The following is an 18,808-nucleotide window of genomic DNA, read 5'->3' on the forward strand; positions in this document are numbered from 1 at the left end:
CACATACGAAGAAGGCCATTGCCTTGGGGTGCTGGTGTCCCTGTCGGCAATGGCCTCCTCGTCAGATCTGCGGTCGTCCGGCGCGAGCGCGACCGGCGACTGCGTAAGAAACCCTAGCGGGCTCCCGTGTCGATCGCTCAACGGGTCAGATGCCGACCTTGATGCGCGAGAAGCGCTTCAGCGTGACACCGGCCTCGTCCAGAACCTTCTGGACGGACTTCTTGTTGTCGAGCGCGTAGGGCTGGCCAAGGAGAGTGGCCTCCTTGAAGAAGCCGTTGACGCGTCCCTCGACGATCTTCGGGAGGGCAGCCTCGGGCTTGCCCTCGGCGCGGGTGGTCTCCTCGGCGACGCGGCGCTCGGACTCGACGACCTCCGCCGGGACGTCCTCGCGGGAGAGGTACTTCGGCGCGAAGGCGGCGATGTGCTGCGCGACGCCCTTGGCGACCTCGGCGTTCTCCTTGTCGAGTTCGACGAGGACACCGATCTGCGGCGGGAGGTCAGGCATGGTGCGGTGCATGTACGCCGTGACGTAGGCACCGGAGAACTGCGCGAAGCGGTCGAGGACGATCTTCTCGCCGAGGTTGGCGTTGGCCTCGTCGACGAACGCCTGGACGGTCTTGCCGGCCTCGATCTCGGAGGCGAGCAGCGCGTCGAGGTCGGCCGGAGAGCTCGCGGCGACGTGGGTGGCCAGAGCGTTGGCGACGGCCTGGAACTTCTCACCCTTGGCGACGAAGTCCGTCTCGCACTTCAGCTCGACGATGACACCGGAGGTGTTGTCGTCGGCGATCAGGGAGACGACGGCGCCGTTCTCGGCGGAGCGGCCCTCGCGCTTGGCGACGCCCTTCTGGCCCTTGATGCGCAGTGCCTCGACGGCCTTGTCGACGTTGCCCTCGGCCTCGTCCAGGGCCTTCTTGCAGTCCATCATGCCGGCGCCGGTGAGCTCGCGGAGCTTCTTGACGTCAGCGGCGGTGTAATTCGCCATGTCCTTGAATCTCTCTCGAAAGTCGAAGATCTACGGGTGAGCGGCGGGGGCCGGCGCTTGTGGCACCGTCCCCCGCCGTCAACTACCGAACCTGTGCGGTCAGGCCTGCTCGGCGTCCGCGGCCGGCTTCTCAGCCTCGGCCGCCGGGGCAGCCTCGGCGGCCGGGGCGGCCTCGGCGGCCGGAGCCTCAGCAGCGGCCTCGGCCGGCTTCTCGGCCTCGGCGTCGTCAGCCTTCTTCTCGCCCTCGAGGAGGTCGCGCTCCCACTCGGCCAGCGGCTCGCCGGCGGCCTTCTCGCCCGGCTTGGAGTCGCCGGTGGCGACACCGGAACGGGCGATGAGGCCCTCGGCGACGGCGTCGGCGATCACGCGGGTGAGCAGGGTGACGGAGCGGATGGCGTCGTCGTTGCCGGGGATCTTGTAGTCGACCTCGTCCGGGTCGCAGTTGGTGTCCAGGATCGCGACGACCGGGATGTGGAGCTTGCGCGCCTCACCGACGGCGATGTGCTCCTTCTTGGTGTCGACGATCCAGACGGCGCTGGGCACCTTCTGCATCTCGCGAATACCACCAAGGGTCTTCTCCAGCTTGGCCTTCTCGCGGGAGAGGACCAGGAGCTCCTTCTTGGTGAGGCCGGACGCGGCCACATCCTCGAAGTCGATCTGCTCAAGCTCCTTCAGACGCTGAAGGCGCTTGTAGACGGTGGAGAAGTTGGTGAGCATGCCGCCCAGCCAACGCTGGTTGACGTACGGCATGCCAACGCGCGTCGCCTGCTCGGCGATGGCCTCCTGGGCCTGCTTCTTGGTACCGACGAACATGATGGAGCCGCCGTGGGCGACGGTCTCCTTGACGAACTCGTAGGCGCGGTCGATGTACGACAGCGACTGGAGCAGGTCGATGATGTAGATGCCGTTGCGCTCCGTGAAGATGAATCGCTTCATCTTCGGGTTCCAACGACGGGTCTGGTGACCGAAGTGGACGCCGCTTTCCAGCAGCTCCCGCATCGTGACGACGGCCATGGCCGTATCTCCTTGGATTCTCGGTTTTGTCCTGACGCCCCGACGCGCCGTGCCACAAGGGACCGAGGAGCGCGGCCACCGACCTGAAGAGGGTGTGGTGGCGGGGCGTGCGAAGTCGACCCGGTGACCCGGATCGCCAGAAGAAGTGTACGGGACCCGCGCGGTGCCGGGTGACGGCGCTGTCCACAACCGGTCGGTACTCCACAGATTCGGACCATGATCCACTGGCCTGCGAAATTCGCGGGACGGTCTGTGCCATGTACCGCGCCACGTTTCGCAGACTTCTCCTCCTGCTCGTTCTGATGTTTTGGGCGGCCTGGGCGGGCACCGGCCCGGCCGCGGCCGACGATTCCCGCGACCGGAGCTGGCCCCTGGGGCCGCCACGTCCTTTCGTCGTGCGCGGGTGGGAGCCGCCGGCCTCGGCATACGGGGCGGGCCACCGCGGGGTGGACCTGGCCGCGCCGCCCGGCACAGCGGTACTGGCGGCCGCGCGCGGCCGGGTCTCGTTCGCGGGCCGGGTCGCGGGCCGAGGCGTACTCTCCGTGACCCTCACCGGTACGGGTGACCCGCCACTGCGCACGACCTATGAGCCGGTGCGCCCGCTGCTGCCCGAGGGCACGGAGGTGAGCGCGGGGCAGGTGGTCGCGACCGTGGAAGCGGGGCCGTCGCACTGCACTCAGGGGTGCCTGCATTGGGGACTGCTGCGCGGGAAGGAGTATCTGGATCCGTTGTCCCTGCTGCCGCCCTGGCTGCTGCGCCGTCCCCCGTCACGGCTGCTGCCGGTGTTCGGCGTCCCGGCTCTGGGGTCGACCGCTGCTGCGGCCGCCCCCGCGATGCGCGAGCCGGTTCTGGCCGGGGCAGGCGGGGCGCTGCACGCGGTGATCCTCGTGGTCGCGGCCGCCGTGTCGAGGTGGGGTCTGCGGCGCGGCCCGCGCGGGCCGGGTAGGCGAGGCCTGTGGCGGGCGAGCGGTCCGGGTGGGCGGGGCGAGCGGTCCGGGTGGGCGGGGCCTGTGGCGGGCGAGCGGTCCGGGTGGGCGGGGCCTGTGGCGGGCGAGCGGTGCGCGCCCGCGCCGGCTCAGCCACGTACGCCTCGAAGTGCCATCGCCACGGCCGCGTCGGCGATCGCCTCCGGGTCCTCCCCCGCGCCGATCTCGATGCGGCGCACCGCCGCGTCCACGACACCCTGCAGCAGCATCGCCGCCAGCCGGGGCTGCTCCTGGCCCAGCTCGCCCAGCGCCTCGACGATCATCGCGATCAGCCCGCCGTGGGCGGCGCGGATCTTCTCCCGTGCCCCCGCGTCCAGTTCGCTCGCGGAGATCGCGACAACCGCCCGGTGACGCCGGTCGCCCACGAGGTCCAGCTGCCTGCGCACATACGCCTCGACCTTGCCCTCGGCCGAGTCCGCCTGCTGCATCGCGGTCTCGACCTCCGCCGCCCAGACGGGGAAGTCGACCGCGCACAGCTCTTCGACGACCGCGGCCCGGGAGCGGAAGTACTCATAGACGGAGGACCTGGCCAGGCCGGTGCGCTCGGCGAGGGCGGGGAAGGTCAGCGCCTCCGTGCCGCCCTCGGACAGCAAGGAGCGCGCGGCGTCCAGCAGGGCGCCGCGCTGCATGGTCCGGTGCTCGGCCACAGAGGCCGCTCGAATCCTGGGCACGCCTCCACTGTACGGATGCCGGTGGACGAGGCAGGGACGATTCGGCGTCAGCGCCCGACGTCGGCCAGCTTCGCGCGCAGTTGCAGAACCGACTTCGTGTGGATCTGGCTGACCCGGCTCTCGGTGACCCCGAGGACATTGCCGATCTCGGCGAGGGTGAGGCCCTCGTAGTAGTAGAGGGTGACGACGGTCTTCTCGCGCTCGGGGAGGGTATTGATGGCACGGGCGAGCAGCCGGCGCAACTCCCTGTCCTCGGCGACCTCGACCGGATTGTCGGCAGCCGTGTCCTCAAGGGTGTCCATCAGACTGAGCCGGTCGCCGCCCTCGCCGCCGACATGCAGCAGCTCCTCCAGCGCCACCACGTTCGCGAGGGACAACTGGCTGAAAACCGCGTGTAGTTCGTCCACCGCGATCCCCATCTCGGCGGCGACCTCGCACTCCGACGGTGTACGCCGCAGCTGTGCCTCGAGCGTGCCGTAGGCCCGCTCCACGGCCCTTGCCTTCTGCCGCACGGAGCGCGGAATCCAGTCCAGGGCCCGCAGTTCGTCGATCATCGCGCCACGGATACGGGTGATCGCGTACGTCTCGAACTTGATCGACCGGTCGATGTCGAACTTCTCGATGGCGTCGATGAGTCCGAAGACCCCGGAGGAGACAAAGTCCGCTTGTTCAACGTTGGACGGCAGCCCCACGCTCACCCGGCCCGCGACGTACTTCACCAGAGGTGAGTAGTGCAGGATCAACTGCTCGCGCAGCCGCTCGTCACCCGTGGCCTTGTACGACCGCCACAACTCGTCGAGCGACGAGGGAGCGGGGGGCCGCACGGTGCCACGGGCAGAGGGGGGCACTGCCGCGCGGTCAGACCCGGAGGTGTGCTGGGGCATGCGTTGCCTTGAGCCGTTCTGCTGTGAGGGGGGAGGAGACGAGCATCTGGGCCGGAACCTTGGTGAGCGTAGCGTGACTGCGGCGTTGCGGTGGGCGAAGGACGGGGGAACGAACCTGTGCGGGTATGGGCTGTCGTCCACACCTTCGAACCGGGGCGGCCACCGCGCGCGCCGGTCTCTCAGATGTCGCCGACAGGCCTGCAAAGGTCATCGGCATCACCTTTTCACCCGAATGCTCCAGGTCAAGGACCGCCTCGCCGCGCGTTCGAACCGCGGATCGCGCTACGCGTCAAGTGCCATCCATCTCCCTCCCGTTCGACGAAGCCCAGCGCGTGCAGTTCGTACAGCCTGCCGAGCGTCTCGTCGGGCGTCGTCCCGGTGGCCCGCGCCAGCCACCGGCCGTCGACCGCACCTCGGGCAGGTATGGCCTCAAGAATCCGCGCGCTGACGGGATCCAGCAGATCCCTGGGGAGCACAGGCCCCCGCCGGTCAGGCGCAAGGTCACCGATGTTCCCTACGAGTTCTGCCACTTCCGCGGCGTCGGTGACCAGCACTCCCTCCCCGCGCAGGAGTTCGTGCACACCGGCCGAGAGCCCGCTGGTGGCCGGACCGGGGACTCCCATCGTGTAGCGGCCGAGCTTCTGTGCGCTGCGTGCAGTGGCGAGGGAGCCGCTGCGGTATTCGGCCTCGACGACCACGGTGCCCCTGGTCAGGGCTGCGATGACCCGATTACGCAGGACGAATCTGCTGGGCGTGGGATGGTCGCCTGGCGGCAACTCTCCGATGACCAGCCCCTGTTCGGCGATGCGTCCGATCAACTCGGCATGTCCGCGTGGATAGACGACATCGACCCCGCAGGCGAGTACGGCGACGGTGGCCCCGCCCAAGGACAGTGCGCCCCGGTGCGCCGATCCATCGACACCGAAGGCCGCTCCCGACACCACGACCCAGCCACGCTCGGCGAGCCCCGCGCACAAGGTGGCCGCCATGTGCGCGCCGTACGGAGTGCAGGCTCGCGCTCCGACCACAGCGACCGAGCGCAGCGCCCATGTGCGCAGGTCGGCCCGCCCCCGCACCCAGAGTCCGATTGGTCTGCCGTCACCGAGGTCGTCGAGCTGGGTCGGCCATTCCTGGTCGCCCGGGCAGATGAAGCGGCCCCCTGCGGCGGCGACCGCGGCCAGATCGCGGTCGGGGTCGGCCCCCGCCGCCCGTGTCCGGTAGCCCGCGAGCCGCCTGGCCGTGGCTCCGGTCAGCCCCGCCTCTTCGTGCTCACGTGCGGTCAGCCGCGCCATGAGGCCCCGGGCCCCGAACTCGCGCAGCCATCGCCCGCCGTGCTCGTCCCCCGGCTCGATCACCCGTGTCAGCGCGGCCCGCGCCAACCGCTCATCCTCCCTGGTGACCGTCCGGAGCTCTCCCCCTGCGTCCGGCATCAGGGCCCTCCCGCGCCGATGGGCATGGGCGCCCCGCGCGCGATGCCGGTTCGCAGTTCCAGGGCCAAGCCGACGTCGGGGGCCTGTGGCCGGTCCCGTCCCGCGAGGTCCGCAATCGTCCACGCAACCCGCAGCACCCGGTCGAGGCCCCGCGCCGTCAACAGCCCCCGTTCCATGTCACGCTCGGCCGCGGCCAGCGCCCCGGGCGCGACCAGCCAACGCGTACGCAGCTCATGACCCGGCACCTCGCTGTTGACGTTCCACGGCGTGCCCTGCAGCCGTGCCGCGGCACGCTCCCTGGCCTCCCGCACCCGGGTCGCGACGACCGCCGTCGGCTCGCCCCGGCCGCCCTGGCCCATCAGATCTCCGCGGTTGACGGGCTCGACCCCGACCCGCAGATCGACGCGGTCGAGCAAAGGTCCGGACAGCCGCGCCTGATACCGCCGGATCACCGACGGCGGGCACTCGCATCCCGCCCCGACCAGCGTGTGCCGCCCACACGGGCATGGATTGGCCGCAAGGACCATGAGGAATCGTGCCGGCAGCCGCACCACTCCCGCGCTCCGCGCCACCACCACCTGCCCCGATTCCAGCGGCTGCCTCAAAGCATCGAGCGCCTTGGCCGAAAATTCGGGTGTCTCATCGAGGAACAGCACGCCCCTGTGGGCTAGCGAGACCGCTCCCGGTCTCGGCAGGCCGTTTCCGCCGCCGACGAGCGACTGCATCGTCGCCGAATGATGCGGCGCGCAGTATGGAGCCGCCCGCACCAGAGGCTCGCCCGGCGGCAGGATGCCCGCCACCGAGTGAACGGCGGTGACCTCCAGGGACTCCCGTCTGGTCAGCGGCGGCAGCACCCCGGGCAGTCGCTCGGCCAGCATGGTCTTGCCCGCGCCGGGCGGTCCGTGCAGCAGCAGGTGATGGCCGCCCGCCGCCGCGACCTCCAGTGCTGTCCGTGCGGCGCTCTGCCCGGCGACATCGGCCAGGTCCGGTCCTTCGCCGGGCTCCCTCGCCAGCCCCGTGCCGACTCCCGCGCCCGGCACCATCAGCCCGGCCAGCATGGGATCCGGACTTCCTTCCGGGACCGGCTCCTCCTCGGGCACCGGTTCATTGGTCAGTACGGCGATGAGCTGGCGCAGACTGCGGACGCCCAGCACCGAGACCCCCGGGACCAGCGAGGCCTCCCCGGCTGTCTGCTCAGGGACCACCACCTGCCGGTAGCCCGCCTCCGCGGCCGCGAGAACGGCGGGCAGCACTCCGCGTACGGGTCGCACCCTGCCGTCCAGGCCGAGTTCTCCGATCAGGACCAGATCGGCGATGTCCTTCGCATCGATGCGTTCCGCCGCACCGAGCACCGCGCAGGCCACCGCCAGATCGAAGCCGCTTCCCCCTTTCGGGACGGAAGCCGGGCTGAGCCCCACGGTCAGCTTCTTCTGCGGCCACTCCGCGCCGGAGTTGACCACCGCCGCCCTGACCCGGTCCCGGCTCTCCGAGAGGCTCTTGTCCGGGAGGCCCACCAGCGTGAAGGCGGCCACGCCCGGCTCCAGGTCCGCCTGGACCTCGACCACCACGCCCTCGACGCCGACCAGCGCCACGGAACACGCACGCGCGAACCCCATTACGCCACCCCCCGAGCGTGCTCGACGGTGGGGGCTCCGCGCCTGGGCATCACCACACCCACCAGGTCGATGCGCACGCCGCCGGGCGGCGGCCCGCCGGTGCGCTCCAGCCAGCATTCGGCGAGCCGTCTCAGCCGCTGTGCCTTCGTCGGCGTGACCGCCGCCATCGGATGCTCGAACGCGCCCGACCTGCGGGTCTTGACCTCGCAGACGACGACCGTGTCGCCGTCCCGGGCCACGATGTCGATCTCACCGGCCCGCCCGCAGCGCCAGTTCCTCGCCAGCACCGTCATTCCGGCCTCGGTCAGCAGCCGCGCCGCCAGATCCTCGCCGTACCGCCCCAGTGCCCCCGTAGCGTTCATATCGGCACCACCTCCGGCACCGACTGTGACGCGTCGGGCGTCAACTCGTGGATCTTGGTGGACAGCCCGTCGATTGTGGATAACTCAGTCACCCAGAAGTGGACTCACCTGGAAGTTCAGCCGCTGGGGAGTTCGAGATCGCTCTTGTTGAGCTCCTCGATGTTCACGTCCTTGAACGTCAGCACGCGCACCTGTTTGACGAACCTGGCCGGTCGATACATGTCCCAGACCCACGCGTCCGCCATCGAGACTTCGAAGAAGACCTCGCCCTGCACCGAGTGCACCTGCATCTCGTAATCGTTGGTGAGGTAGAAACGCCGCTCGGTCTCGATCACGTATTTGAACAGCCCGACGACGTCTCGGTACTCCCGGTAGAGCTTCAGCTCCATCTCGGTCTCGTACTTCTCGAGGTCCTCGGCGCTCATGGCATGTTCCCCTTCAGCCGTGCGTCCCCCTATTGTGCGCCAGCCCCGCGCGCCTCTAGACGATTTCGGGGGCCAGGACAACCGGCGCACTCGGAGGACCCTCGTCGAGCAGCGTTCGCAGCAGCTCGGCGAGCCTGGTCGGATACACCGTCTCACGGGCCGCCGACAGTTCGGCGGACGTCCACCACCTCAGACCCGCGACACTGCGCCGCTCAAGCTCCGTCAGTCCGCCCGGGGCCGTCGACGTCTGTGCCGTACGCGCAAGGAAGTACCACTCGTCCTGGTCCCAGCGGCGTCCGTCGAACGGAAAGGAGCAGGTCCGCTGCCACAGCACCGGTCCCAGTTCCACGTCTGTGATCCCCGTCTCCTCGGCCAGCTCGCGCAGCGCGGCCTCCTCCCGGGTCTCCTCGCCTTCCAGACCGCCGCCGGGGGTGAACCACCAGCGGTCGGCCGGATCCTCCGGCTCGTGCCCGTGAATCAGCAGAATGCGGTCATCGGGGTCGAGCAGGACGACGCGGGCCACCTTGCGCAGCTCGCCGGGCGCCGGCTCCTCATCCGACACCGGCGGTCGCCTTCGTGCGGCCGCCGCCTGCGGCCCCGCGCCGCCTCGCTGTCAGCTTCCGCGCGACGGGACCGTACGAAGCCCCGCCCACGATCAGTGCGGCCCCGACCACCACCGACACGACCAGTAGCTTCACCGGTCCGGGCGAGGACACCCCGCCCTGCAGCGCGGCGAAGCCCGCGGGCCGCTCCAGCAGGCCGCCGGTCAGGGGCCACGCAACGGCGTCCAGCCGTCCTTCGACGGCCGAGCGCGGCACCGACCCCTGCCCGGGGTCCTGAAGGTGTACGCGGGAGTCCTGTGACCCCATGCGCTCGTCGCCCAGCATGAACAGCTGCCCCTTGGGCACGGTCGCCGTGAAGGTGTTCGAAGCGGCTCCCTTGGTGCGCAGATACGGTTCCTCAATGGCCTTGCCGTTGATGGTCAGCTTGCCGCCGTCCCCGCAGCAGGCGACCGTGTCGCCGCCCACGCCGACGACGCGCTTCACCATGGGCATGTCGCCCCACTGTTTGTCCCGGAAGACCACGATGTCACCGCGCCGCACCTGGTCGCCGTCTATCCGCTCCGCAAGCACCCGGTCCCCGGCGTGCACGGTCGGCGTCATCGAGTCGGTCGGCACGGTGTAGGGCTGGTAGACCAGCGCCCCCCAGATGAACCCTCCGAGGAAGAGCACACAGCCGACGGCCACGGCCAGGCCCGACAGTGCGTTGCCGAGCCGGCCGTGGCCGTCGTCCGAACGTATCGTCCCGCTCATCCCAGCTGCTCCCCACTTCGGAGATTCGGTCCCCGGGCATCGAACCCCGGGAATCGGCGATCTGGGACGGCACCCTACCCGGCAGTACGCCCGGAGGTCAGCCTCCTCCGGCGCCGGAGAACGATCGGCAGGGCGCCGATCGTGCCCAACGCCAGGGGCGCGGCCGAGGCGGCGGCCGCGGCAGCGGAGTTGATCCCCGGCTGGTCGAAGGTCTCGGGCACCGGCAGTGTCGCCCAGCGGTTCAGCGGCCAGGCCACCACCACGGCTCGTCCGACGACCTTGTCGACGGGCACGAATCCGCCGTTCACGTCTTCCATGTGGTAGCGGGAGTCACGGGAGTTCTGGCGGTTGTCGCCCATGACCCAGATCCGGTCCTTCGGCACCTTGAAGGGCCCGAAGGGCTGGTCGTCGCAGGGGGTGCTGCCGGGGAAGGTGTACGGCTCGTCGAGCGCCCTGCCGTTGACCTTGACCGGGCCGCCCTTCTTGCATTCCACGGTGTCGCCGGCGACCGCGATCGTCCTCTTGATCAGATCCTTCTCCTCGGACGACGGCATCAGGCCGATGAAGCTGAGGAAGTTCTGCAGGGCGTTCGGTTTGGGGGTGGGCTCACCGTCCAGCCAGCCGCCCGGGTCGTGGAAGACGACGACCTCGCCGCGCTCCGGCTCGGAGCCGAACCACGGGGTGAGTTTGTCGACCAGCACCCGGTCGCCCCGCTGGAGGGTGTTCTGCATCGAGTCCGAGGGGATCGAGAACGCCTGCACCAGGAAGGTCTTGATGAGCAGCGCGAGAAGCAGCGCGATACCGATCAGGAGCGGCAGTTCCTTCCAGAAGGACCGCTGCTTCTTCTGTCCCGTACCACTGCCCTCGGAGGAACCGCCCTCGGGGCCCTCCTCGTCCACACCGCCCGCCGTCCCCGGCGGATGCGCCGCCGATTCGTCCGTCACGGCTGCGGGTGACTCGGCGGGTTCTTCCCCCGGCCTCTCCTCCGGCCCGTCGTGTCCGGATCGTGCGCCGACCGCCACGTCCCCCACATCCACTCCTCAGTCCGTGCGAACCGCCTGCCCCGAAGCCGGAGCAGGCCCACTACTCCCATAACGAGCGGGAGTTCCGCAGGGCTCGGGAGCGGGATCATTCCGTTCAGATCCTGAGGTGACACCCTATTCGACGGGTGGAGCGCTGATGTCGCCCCGGCGCGCGCGTTCGGTACGGATGCGTACGTCTCGGGCTCCTCCAGCTTCCGCCAGTGGCCGATCGGCCAGGCGATGACGACGGCGCGTCCGACGACCTGCTCCTCCGAGACGGTGCCGCGGTCCTTCTCGTCCAGGTGGAAGCGCGAGTCCGCCGAGTTGGCCCGGTGGTCGCCCATGACGAAGATCCGCCCGGCAGGCACCTTGACCTCGAACTTCAGGGTCGAAGGAACGTTTCCGGGGTTCAGATACGGCTCGATGAGCGGTACGCCGTTGACGGTGACCCGTCCGTCCTTGTCGCAGCACTTGACGGTGTCCCCGCCGACCGCGACCACGCGTTTGATCAGATCCTGCTCGTCGTCGGAGGGCAGCAGTCCGATGAAGGACAGGCCCACTTTCACCTGCTTGACGACGACCGGGTCGTTCTGCTTCGGATTCTGCTCCTGCCGGAGCCAACCGCCGGGGTCCTTGAACACGACGACGTCACCCCGCTGGGGCTTCGAGCCGAACCAGGGAGTGAGCTTGTCCACGAGCACGCGATCCTGGATGCGTATCGTCTGCTCCATCGAGCCTGACGGGATCACGAAGGCCTGCACCAGGAACGTCTTGAGAACCAGCGCGATCATCAGCGCCACGGTGATCAGGAGAGGTATCTCCTTCACGGCCGAACGTCGGCGCTTGCGCTTCACCTTCTGAGCGAGCCTGCGCCGTTCCGCACGGCCCGGCAGCGTCCGGGAACCGTTGGTCGGCCGGGTCCCTGTGGGCAGCCTGGTGTCGGCCCGGTGGCTCGCTCGACGCCCGCGGTTACCCATGGGCGCCGCCCGGCGTTCGTTTCGCCTCCGGGACGCGCGCAAAGGCACCCGACGGCTCCAGCGAGGTCCAGCGGCCGACCGGCCAGCCGATCCACTCCGCCCGTCCGATCACCTGGTCGACGGGCACCATGCCGCCGCCGGGCTCCCCGAGATGGTCGCGGGAGTCGCGCGAATTGCTCCGGTGGTCTCCCATGACCCACAAAGTGCCCTGCGGAACGACGATGTCGAAGGGGACCTCTGAGGGGACGTCACCAGGGTGCAGATATCCCTCGTCGACGGCTACGCCGTTCACCTCGACCCTTCCCCCCTTGTCGCAGCACACCACGCGGTCACCGCCCACGCCGACCACGCGCTTCACGAAGTCGGTCTCTGCGGGCTCGGCCAGCCCCAGCGCCGCGAAGACGCCCCGCGTCGCCGCGCTGACCGGGTTCTCCTCAAGTCCCTCCTGAACGAAGGATCCGGTGCCGTCGAAGACGACGACGTCCCCCCGCTCGGGCCCCGAACCGAAACGGTACGCCAGCTTGTTCACCAGAACGCGGTCCCCGACCTGAAGGGTGGGCTCCATCGAACTGCTGGGGATCTGGAACGGCTGCACCACGAAATGGCTGAACAGCAGCACAACGACGGTGCAGGCGAGGCCGAGAAGCCCGACCCTGCGCCACGACATCCCGGAGAGGCGCCTACCCAGGTGGCCGGAGGAGCGCGATGAACGCACAGAGCGCGACCCCTCTCCCTCTTCCCCGGTGTCGGGGGCGGAAGAGCGGTCGCGCTCCGTGTGCTTCGTTTCGGTGTCCATCGGGGCCAGAGCCTATCCGGCCACCATGTGAACCCGGCGTCAGTGTGAGCCGAAGCTCAGGCGCGAGAGGCGAGCCGGGGCTCAGTTGTCGCGCTTCTCCTTGATCTTGGCGGCCTTGCCGCGCAGGTCGCGGAGGTAGTACAGCTTCGCGCGACGGACGTCACCGCGGGTGACGAGCTCGATCTTCTCGAAGATCGGGCTGTGCACCGGGAAGGTGCGCTCGACGCCGACGGAGAAGGAGACCTTGCGGACCGTGAAAGTCTCGCTGACGCCCGAGCCCTGGCGGCGGATGACAACGCCCTTGAACTGCTGGATACGCGAGCGGTTGCCTTCGATGACACGCACGTGGACGTTCACGGTGTCGCCGGGGCGGAAGGCGGGGATGTCGCTGCGCAGCGAAGCCGCGTTGACGTTGTCGAGCAGGTGAGCCATGTTGGTCTGCTTCCTCGCTGATGCCACAGGTCATCAGCGGAACGATCGAGATGAGAATCAGGGTGCCGCTCACGTCGGGCGGGCGTCGTTCCCCCTGTGGCAGGGGCGCCGACCGGACGCACAGCAGCGGCCTATTCTTCCACGGCCTGGGGCCTGCGCCAAAATCGGCCGCCCGGCTCCGGCGCCCAGCCCAGAATGGACAGGATCTCCCGGTCCTTCTTGTCGAAGGCAGAGGCATCGCAACGCTCAATCAGATCCGGCCTGTTGGCGGCCGTGCGCCGCAGCGCCTCGTCCCGCCGCCAGCGCGCGATCTTCCCGTGGTGCCCGCTGACCAGCACGTCCGGAATGGCGCGACCACGCCACTCGGGCGGCTTGGTGTAGACGGGGCCTTCGAGCAGATTGGCCATGGCGCCGGGTGCGAAGGAATCGTCCCGGTGCGACTCGGCATTGCCCAGGACGCCCGGAAGCAGCCGGGCCACGGCCTCGGTGATCACCAGGACGGCGGCCTCGCCTCCGGCCAGGACGTAGTCCCCGATGGACACCTCGTACACCGGAATCCGGGTCGCGTACTCGTCGACGACCCGGCGGTCGATGCCCTCGTAGCGGGCGGGGGTGAAGATCAGCCAGGGCCGCTCGGAGAGCTCGACGGCGAGTTCCTGGGTGAAGGGGCGTCCGCTGGGGGTGGGCACGACCATGACCGGGCCGTGAGCGCCCGCCTCGTACCCGCCGGCCAGCGCGTCGTCGAGGGCGTCGCCCCACGGCTCGGTCTTCATGACCATGCCGGGACCGCCGCCGTACGGAGTGTCGTCGACGGTGCTGTGCCGGTCATACGTCCACCGGCGCAGGTCGTGCACATGGACGTCGAGCTGTCCACGCGCGCGTGCCTTGCCGACGAGCGAGACGTTCAGCGGTTCGAGGTACTCGGGGAAGATCGTGACGACGTCGAGCCGCATCAGGTTTCGTCCCGGCTTTCGTCCCGCGACGATGCGATCTCGGCCTCGCTGTCGTCGATCAGCCCGGGCGGCGGTGTGATGACCGCCCGCTGCTCCTCCAGGTCGATCTCGCTCACGATGTCCTCGACGAAGGGGATCATCACCTCGCTGCCGTCCGGCCGCTCCACGATGAAGAGGTCCTGCGAGGGCAGATGGCTGATCTCGGTGATCCGGCCGATCCCGGTGCCGTCGGCGAGGACGACATCGAGGTCCATCAGCTGGTGGTCGTAGTACTCGTCCGGTTCCCCGGGCAGCTCCTGCGGGTCCACGTCCGCGATCAGCAGGGTGTTGCGCAGGGCCTCGGCGGTGTTGCGGTCCCGTACGCCCTCGAAGCGCAGCAGCAGCCTGCCGCTGTGCACCCGGCCGGTCTCGATCGTCAGCGGACCCGCTGAGGCCGGGTCGGTGGCCAGCACGGCGCCGGGGGCGAGCCGCAGCTCCGGCTCGTCCGTGCGCACCTCGACGGTGACCTCGCCCTTGATGCCGTGGGCGCGGCCGATCCGCGCGACTACCAGCTGCACATGCTTCTCCTTCGATACGACTACGGGCCGGGGCGGGCTCGTAAGCCCTCCCCGGCCCGAGCCGGTGTTCAACAACGTGTCAGCGAACCTGGTCCACGTCGACGAGGTCGACGCGGATGCCACGGCCGCCGATGGCGCCCACGACGGTGCGCAGAGCGCGTGCGGTGCGACCGTTGCGGCCGATCACCTTACCGAGGTCGTCGGGGTGGACCCGGACCTCGAGCACACGCCCGCGGCGCAGGTTGCGCGAGGCGACCTGCACATCGTCCGGGTTGTCGACGATGCCCTTCACGAGGTGCTCGAGAGCCTCCTCGAGCATGCTCAGGCCTCGGTCGACTCAGCGGCGGATGCCGACGAGGCAGCCTCGGCCTCGTCCGCCTTCTTGTCGGCCTTCTTCGCCTTCGGGGTGATCGCCTCACCCTTCGGCTCGTCGCCCTCGATGGCCTTGGTGAAGGCCTCGAACGCGGCGCGCTTGTCCTTCGGCTCCGCGACGAGCAGCGGCGCCGGGGCCGGCAGGCCCTTGTGCTTCTGCCAGTCACCGGTGAGCTTCAGGATGGCGAGGACCGGCTCGGTCGGCTGGGCGCCGACGGACAGCCAGTACTGCGCGCGCTCGGAGTCGACCTCGATGCGCGAGGGGTTCTGCACCGGGTGGTACAGGCCGATCTCCTCGATGGCCCGGCCGTCACGGCGGGTACGGGAGTCGGCAACGACGATGCGGTAGTGAGGCGAACGGATCTTGCCCAGACGCTTCAGCTTGATCTTGACTGCCACGGAAGTGGTGTCTCCTGGTCTTGACGTGGTTGGGCACAACAAGATGCCACGTGGGGTTGCGGTACTCGGGTGCCCGATGGACGCGTCAGCCGGAGGCGAGAGGGTTCCTGTGCGGCTGTCGAGTACAGCTAGCCATTGTGCCACACACCTGCGGCAGCCTCGCACCCGACCGGAGTCGCACCGCCCCCGTCGGGCGGCCCGACCCGGCGGGCGGCGTCGATCAGCTCGCGGCGGCGACCGCTTCCGGGATCCGGAAGGGCTTGCCGCAGCCGCCGCAGACGATGGGGGCCTGGGCAAGAACGGACGGAACGACCCGGACGTTGCGCCCGCAGTCGCAGACCGCCTTCACCCGCACTCCGCCGCCGGACGAGCCGTGGCGGGCGGCAGGCCCGCGGAAGGAGCGCTTGGTGTCGGAGGCCGTGGCGACCGTGTGCGCCTTGAGCGCGCGCTGCAGTCTCTCGATCGTGGGTCGGTACCGCCTCTTCGCCTCGGGATTGAGCATGACCAGCGAGAAGCCGCTGCTCGGATGCGGCTCGTCGACATGGTCGAGGCCCATCTCCTCGGCGATCGCCAGGAATCGGCGGTTGTGATAGCGGCCGGCGCGTGAGGTGTCGCGGACACCTCGGGCGGCGGCGATGCCGTGGACTGCCTCATGGAGCAGTCGCTCGAAGGAGAGCTCGGCGCCGCAGGCGGACGAGGACTCTCCGATAAGGGACTCTGGCGCGGCAAGATCGGGCAGCTCGGGGTGGTGCCGCTGAATGTCGGCCCACGCCTGTGCCAGCTCTGCGGCGAGAACAGGTGGTGTCGTGCTCACGTCGTGATAACGAGCCGAAGCCCTCGCGGGTTCCATTCCGGGGCATCCCAAATAATTTGCACGTACCCGTCAGTTGCCGTTGATGCGTCCTGACGAGGGCGGGTGCGCTGATCTGCGGAGAAGCCTCGCAGGTCACAACAAGGTGGTACGTAGCGGCGCGTACGCCCCAGCGCGTAGACAAGTTTCGCGCGCCGGGGCGGCACCCGCTGCGGAGCAGCTCAAGCGTCAGTAGGCGCGGGCCACGATGGCGACAGTACCGGGAGCGTCGTCGGCATCCGGCACCGACCCGTCCTCGGCGACCAGACACCGTACCGACACCGCCTGCTCGGCGAGCCGGGCCTCGCCGTCCTGGCCCAGCGTCGACCAGGGGATACGTGCCCAGCCGCCCGCGACTGCGGCCTCGGCGGCCTCGTCGATCGTCCGCACCTCGGTCGTACGGGACTCACGGCGCTCCCGTGACTCCCGCAGCAGCTGCGCCTGGTCCTCCTCAAGAACCGCGGGCAACAGCTCGGCCAGCTCGTCGAGGCGCACCGGCTCCTTGCCCCCCGCGATACGGCGGGCCAGCATCGCGGTGCCCGCCTCCAGGTCCCGCGGACCGATCTCGATCCGTACGGGCACGCCCTTGAGCTCCCAGTCGACCGCGCGGCGCCCGAAGGGGGTGTCGGTGCGGTCGTCGACCTGCACGCGCAGCCCCGCCGCCTTGAGCCGGTCGCCGATCTCGCGGACCTTGGCAACGGCCTCGTCGCCCTTGATGGCCATGACGACGACCTGGACGGCCGCGAGGCGGGGCGGAACGCGCAGTCCGTTGTCGTCGCCGTGCGACATGATCAGGCCGCCGACCATCCGCGTGGAGCTGCCCCAGGAGGTCTGCCAGGCCAGCTCCTGCTTGCCGTCCTTCGACAAAGTTGGTGCCGAGCTCATGACTCGTGCCCATCTGCAGGGCCTTGCCGTCGCCCATCATGCCTTCGAGCGTGAGGGTGTTGATGGCGCCGGCGAAGCGCTCCCTGGGCGTCTTGCGGCCGAGCACCACGTCGATGCCGAGGACGTTGACCATGAAGTCCGCGTAGACCTCCTTGTGGATGTACGCGGCGTAGTCGCGGGCGTCCTCGTAGGTGGCGTGGGCGGTGTGGCCCTCCTGCCAGAGAAATTCCGTCGTACGGAGGAAGACGCGCGGACGCATCTCCCAACGGACCACATTGGCCCACTGGTTGATCAGGAGGGGCAGGTCGCGGTAGCTCTGGATCCACTTCGCGAAGTAGTCGTTGATGATCGTCTCGGAGGTGGGGCGTACGACGACGGGCTCCTCGAGCTCCTTGCCGCCCCCGTGGGTGACCACCGCGAGCTCGGGCGCGAAGCCCTCGACGTGCTCAGCTTCCCGAGTCAGGTAAGACTGTGGGATGAAGAGCGGGAAATAGGCGTTCTGGGCACCCGCGTCCTTGATGCGGGCGTCCATCTCCTGCTGCATCCGCTCCCACAGGCCGTATCCGTACGGTCGGATGACCATGGTGCCCCGCACCGGACCGTTGTCCGCCAGCTCGGCCTTGTTGATCAGGTCCTGGTACCAGCGTGGGAAGTCTTCCGCCTGGGGCGTGAGAACGGGTGCCTTTGCCATGGCGCGCATCGTACGGCGACAGCGGTGTCGACCGTGAATCGGCCAGCGTCCCGGGAGCGCACGCCGGTGGCACGCAAGCATTGCCATTCAACCCCTGGACTTGCGGACGCATGCGGAGTTCTCTGGCATACGGGGGAGCGCAGGCGTACGCACACGGGGGGCTGTCCTTCAGGGCTCGGCTGACCTCTTGGCGGATTGGGGCGCTTTCTTATGACACCAACGCTCGTCCAGCACCGACCCCATGCGGCGTCCGCGGCTCCGTCCCCGGCTCAGGCGGGCGCGCTGGCCCGGGACTGGGCCGAGATCCAGGAACGGATGCTGGTGCCGCTCTACGAGGCGGTGTACGAGCGCCTGGAGGTCGGTCCGGGCACGCGGCTGCTCGGCCTCGGCTGCGGGTCCGGTCTGGCGCTGCTGATCGCGTCGGCGCGCGGTGCGAGCGTGACCGGCTGCGACACGGATCGCGAACGGCTGGCGCTGGCGCGGGAACGGATGGCTTCGGACGCGGGTGCGCACCGTGATGTCGAACTGGTGGAGGGCGAGACGGCGGTGGATCCGGCGCGGCCGCCGTACAACCTGATCACCGCGTTTCAGCCGATTGGCTGTACGGCCGGTGACTCGGAGGGCCTCGTGCCCGCGCTGACGGCGGCCGTGGAACTGGCCGAGCACGGCAGCGCGGTGGTCCTGGCCGGCTGGGGCCCGCCGGAGCGCTGCGCCACGTCGGGCGTCCTGCGGGTGGCGGGCCGGCTGACGGACCCCGTGCGCACCGGCGGCTGGCGCCCGGCCCTGCGCGACGACCTGGAGGACGTCGCGTCCCGGGCGGGCCTGAAGCCGGACGGCTCGGGGCGAGTTGCATGCCCCTTCGGCTACGCGGACATGGAGAGCGCGGTGCGGGGGCTGCTCTCGACGGGGTTGTACGGGGCGGCGGTGCGGGCGACGGATCAGACGCGGGTTGAGAAGGAGATCACGGAGGCACTGCATGCGTATCGGCGGCGCGACGGGACGGTGTGGATGCCGAATGTGTTCCGGTACCTGATTACGCGGACGCGCTGAGGGGGCCAGTCGGGGCCGGGCTCGGGTCGTGGCCGCGCGGGGTTCCCCACCCACGGACGGCAACTCCGCGCAGGGGCAGGCCATTCGCGCCGATCCGGCGGCTGTCCGCGGCAGGCCCGGACGGCAAGGGCGAGGGCCTGC

Annotated in this window: 19 protein-coding genes and 3 pseudogenes; 2 read left to right on the forward strand and 20 right to left on the reverse strand. The window is 69.7% G+C overall.

Annotated features, from left to right (window positions below; translation table 11 throughout):
- Positions 1-145: 145 nt before the first annotated feature.
- Both tsf and rpsB read right to left on the reverse strand, forming a co-directional pair.
- Positions 146-982, reverse strand: coding sequence for a translation elongation factor Ts (gene tsf, locus FBY35_RS09705; RefSeq protein ID WP_142213401.1), 837 nt, complete (start codon positions 980-982; stop codon positions 146-148).
- Between the two features lie 99 nt (positions 983-1,081).
- Positions 1,082-1,996, reverse strand: a complete 915-nt coding sequence (gene rpsB / locus FBY35_RS09710) for a 30S ribosomal protein S2 (protein ID WP_142213402.1) — start codon at positions 1,994-1,996, stop codon at positions 1,082-1,084.
- Positions 1,997-2,343: 347 nt separating this feature from the next.
- Between rpsB and FBY35_RS09715 the strand changes: the two are divergent.
- A pseudogene (locus FBY35_RS09715) lies at positions 2,344-2,793 on the forward strand (M23 family metallopeptidase); the annotation flags it as partial.
- Between the two features lie 278 nt (positions 2,794-3,071).
- Here the strand turns inward: FBY35_RS09715 and FBY35_RS09720 are convergent.
- The 18 genes and pseudogenes from FBY35_RS09720 to proS form a co-directional block, all read right to left on the reverse strand.
- Positions 3,072-3,629, reverse strand: a complete 558-nt coding sequence (locus tag FBY35_RS09720; RefSeq protein WP_142214990.1) for a TetR/AcrR family transcriptional regulator — start codon at positions 3,627-3,629, stop codon at positions 3,072-3,074.
- A gap of 71 nt (positions 3,630-3,700) precedes the next feature.
- Positions 3,701-4,537 (reverse strand): RNA polymerase sigma factor WhiG, encoded by an 837-nt coding sequence (whiG, locus tag FBY35_RS09725; protein WP_142213403.1) that lies wholly within the window; start codon positions 4,535-4,537, stop codon positions 3,701-3,703.
- A 242-nt stretch (positions 4,538-4,779) separates the two neighbouring features.
- Positions 4,780-5,967: a DNA-processing protein DprA gene (dprA, locus tag FBY35_RS09730; RefSeq protein WP_142213404.1), complete on the reverse strand. Its 1,188-nt coding sequence runs from the start codon at positions 5,965-5,967 to the stop codon at positions 4,780-4,782.
- Positions 5,967-7,583 (reverse strand): YifB family Mg chelatase-like AAA ATPase, encoded by a 1,617-nt coding sequence (locus FBY35_RS09735; protein WP_142213405.1) that lies wholly within the window; start codon positions 7,581-7,583, stop codon positions 5,967-5,969. The genes dprA and FBY35_RS09735 overlap by 1 nt, the downstream gene beginning before the upstream one ends.
- Complete coding sequence (locus FBY35_RS09740) at positions 7,583-7,945, reverse strand: YraN family protein (RefSeq protein ID WP_142213406.1); 363 nt, start codon at positions 7,943-7,945, stop codon at positions 7,583-7,585. The genes FBY35_RS09735 and FBY35_RS09740 overlap by 1 nt, the downstream gene beginning before the upstream one ends.
- Before the next feature lie 116 nt (positions 7,946-8,061).
- Entirely contained in the window at positions 8,062-8,370 is a 309-nt protein-coding gene (locus FBY35_RS09745) for a DUF2469 domain-containing protein (RefSeq protein WP_003993268.1), read from the reverse strand.
- A gap of 55 nt (positions 8,371-8,425) precedes the next feature.
- A complete protein-coding gene (locus FBY35_RS09750; RefSeq protein ID WP_142213407.1) occupies positions 8,426-8,932 on the reverse strand; it encodes an NUDIX hydrolase in 507 nt (168 codons plus the stop codon).
- A complete protein-coding gene (lepB, locus tag FBY35_RS09755; RefSeq protein WP_142213408.1) occupies positions 8,922-9,683 on the reverse strand; it encodes a signal peptidase I in 762 nt (253 codons plus the stop codon). Before lepB (FBY35_RS09755) ends, FBY35_RS09750 begins: the two co-directional genes overlap by 11 nt.
- Positions 9,684-9,757: 74 nt before the next feature.
- On the reverse strand, positions 9,758-10,582 hold the full coding sequence (gene lepB / locus FBY35_RS09760) for a signal peptidase I (protein WP_399208245.1): 825 nt from the start codon (positions 10,580-10,582) through the stop codon (positions 9,758-9,760).
- 22 nt (positions 10,583-10,604) lie between these two features.
- A pseudogene (gene lepB, locus FBY35_RS09765) lies at positions 10,605-11,682 on the reverse strand (signal peptidase I); the annotation flags it as partial.
- Entirely contained in the window at positions 11,675-12,478 is an 804-nt protein-coding gene (gene lepB / locus FBY35_RS09770) for a signal peptidase I (RefSeq protein ID WP_142213409.1), read from the reverse strand. The pseudogene lepB (FBY35_RS09765) and the gene lepB (FBY35_RS09770), both read right to left, overlap by 8 nt.
- A gap of 81 nt (positions 12,479-12,559) precedes the next feature.
- Positions 12,560-12,910, reverse strand: a complete 351-nt coding sequence (gene rplS / locus FBY35_RS09775; protein ID WP_142213410.1) for a 50S ribosomal protein L19 — start codon at positions 12,908-12,910, stop codon at positions 12,560-12,562.
- Positions 12,911-13,041: 131 nt separating this feature from the next.
- On the reverse strand, positions 13,042-13,863 hold the full coding sequence (trmD, locus tag FBY35_RS09780) for a tRNA (guanosine(37)-N1)-methyltransferase TrmD (RefSeq protein WP_142213411.1): 822 nt from the start codon (positions 13,861-13,863) through the stop codon (positions 13,042-13,044).
- A complete protein-coding gene (gene rimM, locus FBY35_RS09785) occupies positions 13,863-14,420 on the reverse strand; it encodes a ribosome maturation factor RimM (protein WP_142213412.1) in 558 nt (185 codons plus the stop codon). The genes trmD and rimM overlap by 1 nt, the downstream gene beginning before the upstream one ends.
- Positions 14,421-14,499: 79 nt before the next feature.
- Entirely contained in the window at positions 14,500-14,739 is a 240-nt protein-coding gene (locus FBY35_RS09790) for an RNA-binding protein (protein WP_005311361.1), read from the reverse strand.
- 2 nt (positions 14,740-14,741) lie between these two features.
- The gene (gene rpsP / locus FBY35_RS09795) at positions 14,742-15,191 is read right to left on the reverse strand and encodes a 30S ribosomal protein S16 (protein ID WP_142213413.1); all 450 of its coding nucleotides are present in this window, start codon (positions 15,189-15,191) and stop codon (positions 14,742-14,744) included.
- A gap of 220 nt (positions 15,192-15,411) precedes the next feature.
- Positions 15,412-16,005, reverse strand: a complete 594-nt coding sequence (locus FBY35_RS09800) for a hypothetical protein (RefSeq protein ID WP_142213414.1) — start codon at positions 16,003-16,005, stop codon at positions 15,412-15,414.
- 225 nt (positions 16,006-16,230) lie between these two features.
- Positions 16,231-17,617, reverse strand: a pseudogene (gene proS, locus FBY35_RS09805) (proline--tRNA ligase).
- A gap of 210 nt (positions 17,618-17,827) precedes the next feature.
- On the opposite strand from proS, the gene FBY35_RS09810 reads away from it, so the two are divergent.
- Positions 17,828-18,667: a methyltransferase domain-containing protein gene (locus FBY35_RS09810; RefSeq protein ID WP_142213415.1), complete on the forward strand. Its 840-nt coding sequence runs from the start codon at positions 17,828-17,830 to the stop codon at positions 18,665-18,667.
- Positions 18,668-18,808: the final 141 nt, after the last annotated feature.

The organism is Streptomyces sp. SLBN-118, assembly GCF_006715635.1.
In the GTDB taxonomy this organism is placed as follows: Bacteria; Actinomycetota; Actinomycetes; order Streptomycetales; family Streptomycetaceae; genus Streptomyces.

Bases quoted from the DNA above. Each gene is read 5' to 3' on its own strand.
- FBY35_RS09735 (WP_142213405.1), bottom strand. From the start codon at position 7,583: ATGGGGTTCGCGCGTGCGTGTTCCGTGGCGCTGGTCGGCGTCGAGGGC.
- lepB (WP_142213409.1), bottom strand. From the start codon at position 12,478: ATGGACACCGAAACGAAGCACACGGAGCGCGACCGCTCTTCCGCCCCC.
- whiG (WP_142213403.1), bottom strand. From the start codon at position 4,537: ATGCCCCAGCACACCTCCGGGTCTGACCGCGCGGCAGTGCCCCCCTCT.
- dprA (WP_142213404.1), bottom strand. From the start codon at position 5,967: ATGCCGGACGCAGGGGGAGAGCTCCGGACGGTCACCAGGGAGGATGAG.
- FBY35_RS09810 (WP_142213415.1), top strand. From the start codon at position 17,828: ATGACACCAACGCTCGTCCAGCACCGACCCCATGCGGCGTCCGCGGCT.
- trmD (WP_142213411.1), bottom strand. From the start codon at position 13,863: ATGCGGCTCGACGTCGTCACGATCTTCCCCGAGTACCTCGAACCGCTG.
- rplS (WP_142213410.1), bottom strand. From the start codon at position 12,910: ATGGCTCACCTGCTCGACAACGTCAACGCGGCTTCGCTGCGCAGCGAC.
- FBY35_RS09740 (WP_142213406.1), bottom strand. From the start codon at position 7,945: ATGAACGCTACGGGGGCACTGGGGCGGTACGGCGAGGATCTGGCGGCG.
- FBY35_RS09745 (WP_003993268.1), bottom strand. From the start codon at position 8,370: ATGAGCGCCGAGGACCTCGAGAAGTACGAGACCGAGATGGAGCTGAAG.
- lepB (WP_142213408.1), bottom strand. From the start codon at position 9,683: ATGAGCGGGACGATACGTTCGGACGACGGCCACGGCCGGCTCGGCAAC.
- FBY35_RS09790 (WP_005311361.1), bottom strand. From the start codon at position 14,739: ATGCTCGAGGAGGCTCTCGAGCACCTCGTGAAGGGCATCGTCGACAAC.
- rpsB (WP_142213402.1), bottom strand. From the start codon at position 1,996: ATGGCCGTCGTCACGATGCGGGAGCTGCTGGAAAGCGGCGTCCACTTC.
- tsf (WP_142213401.1), bottom strand. From the start codon at position 982: ATGGCGAATTACACCGCCGCTGACGTCAAGAAGCTCCGCGAGCTCACC.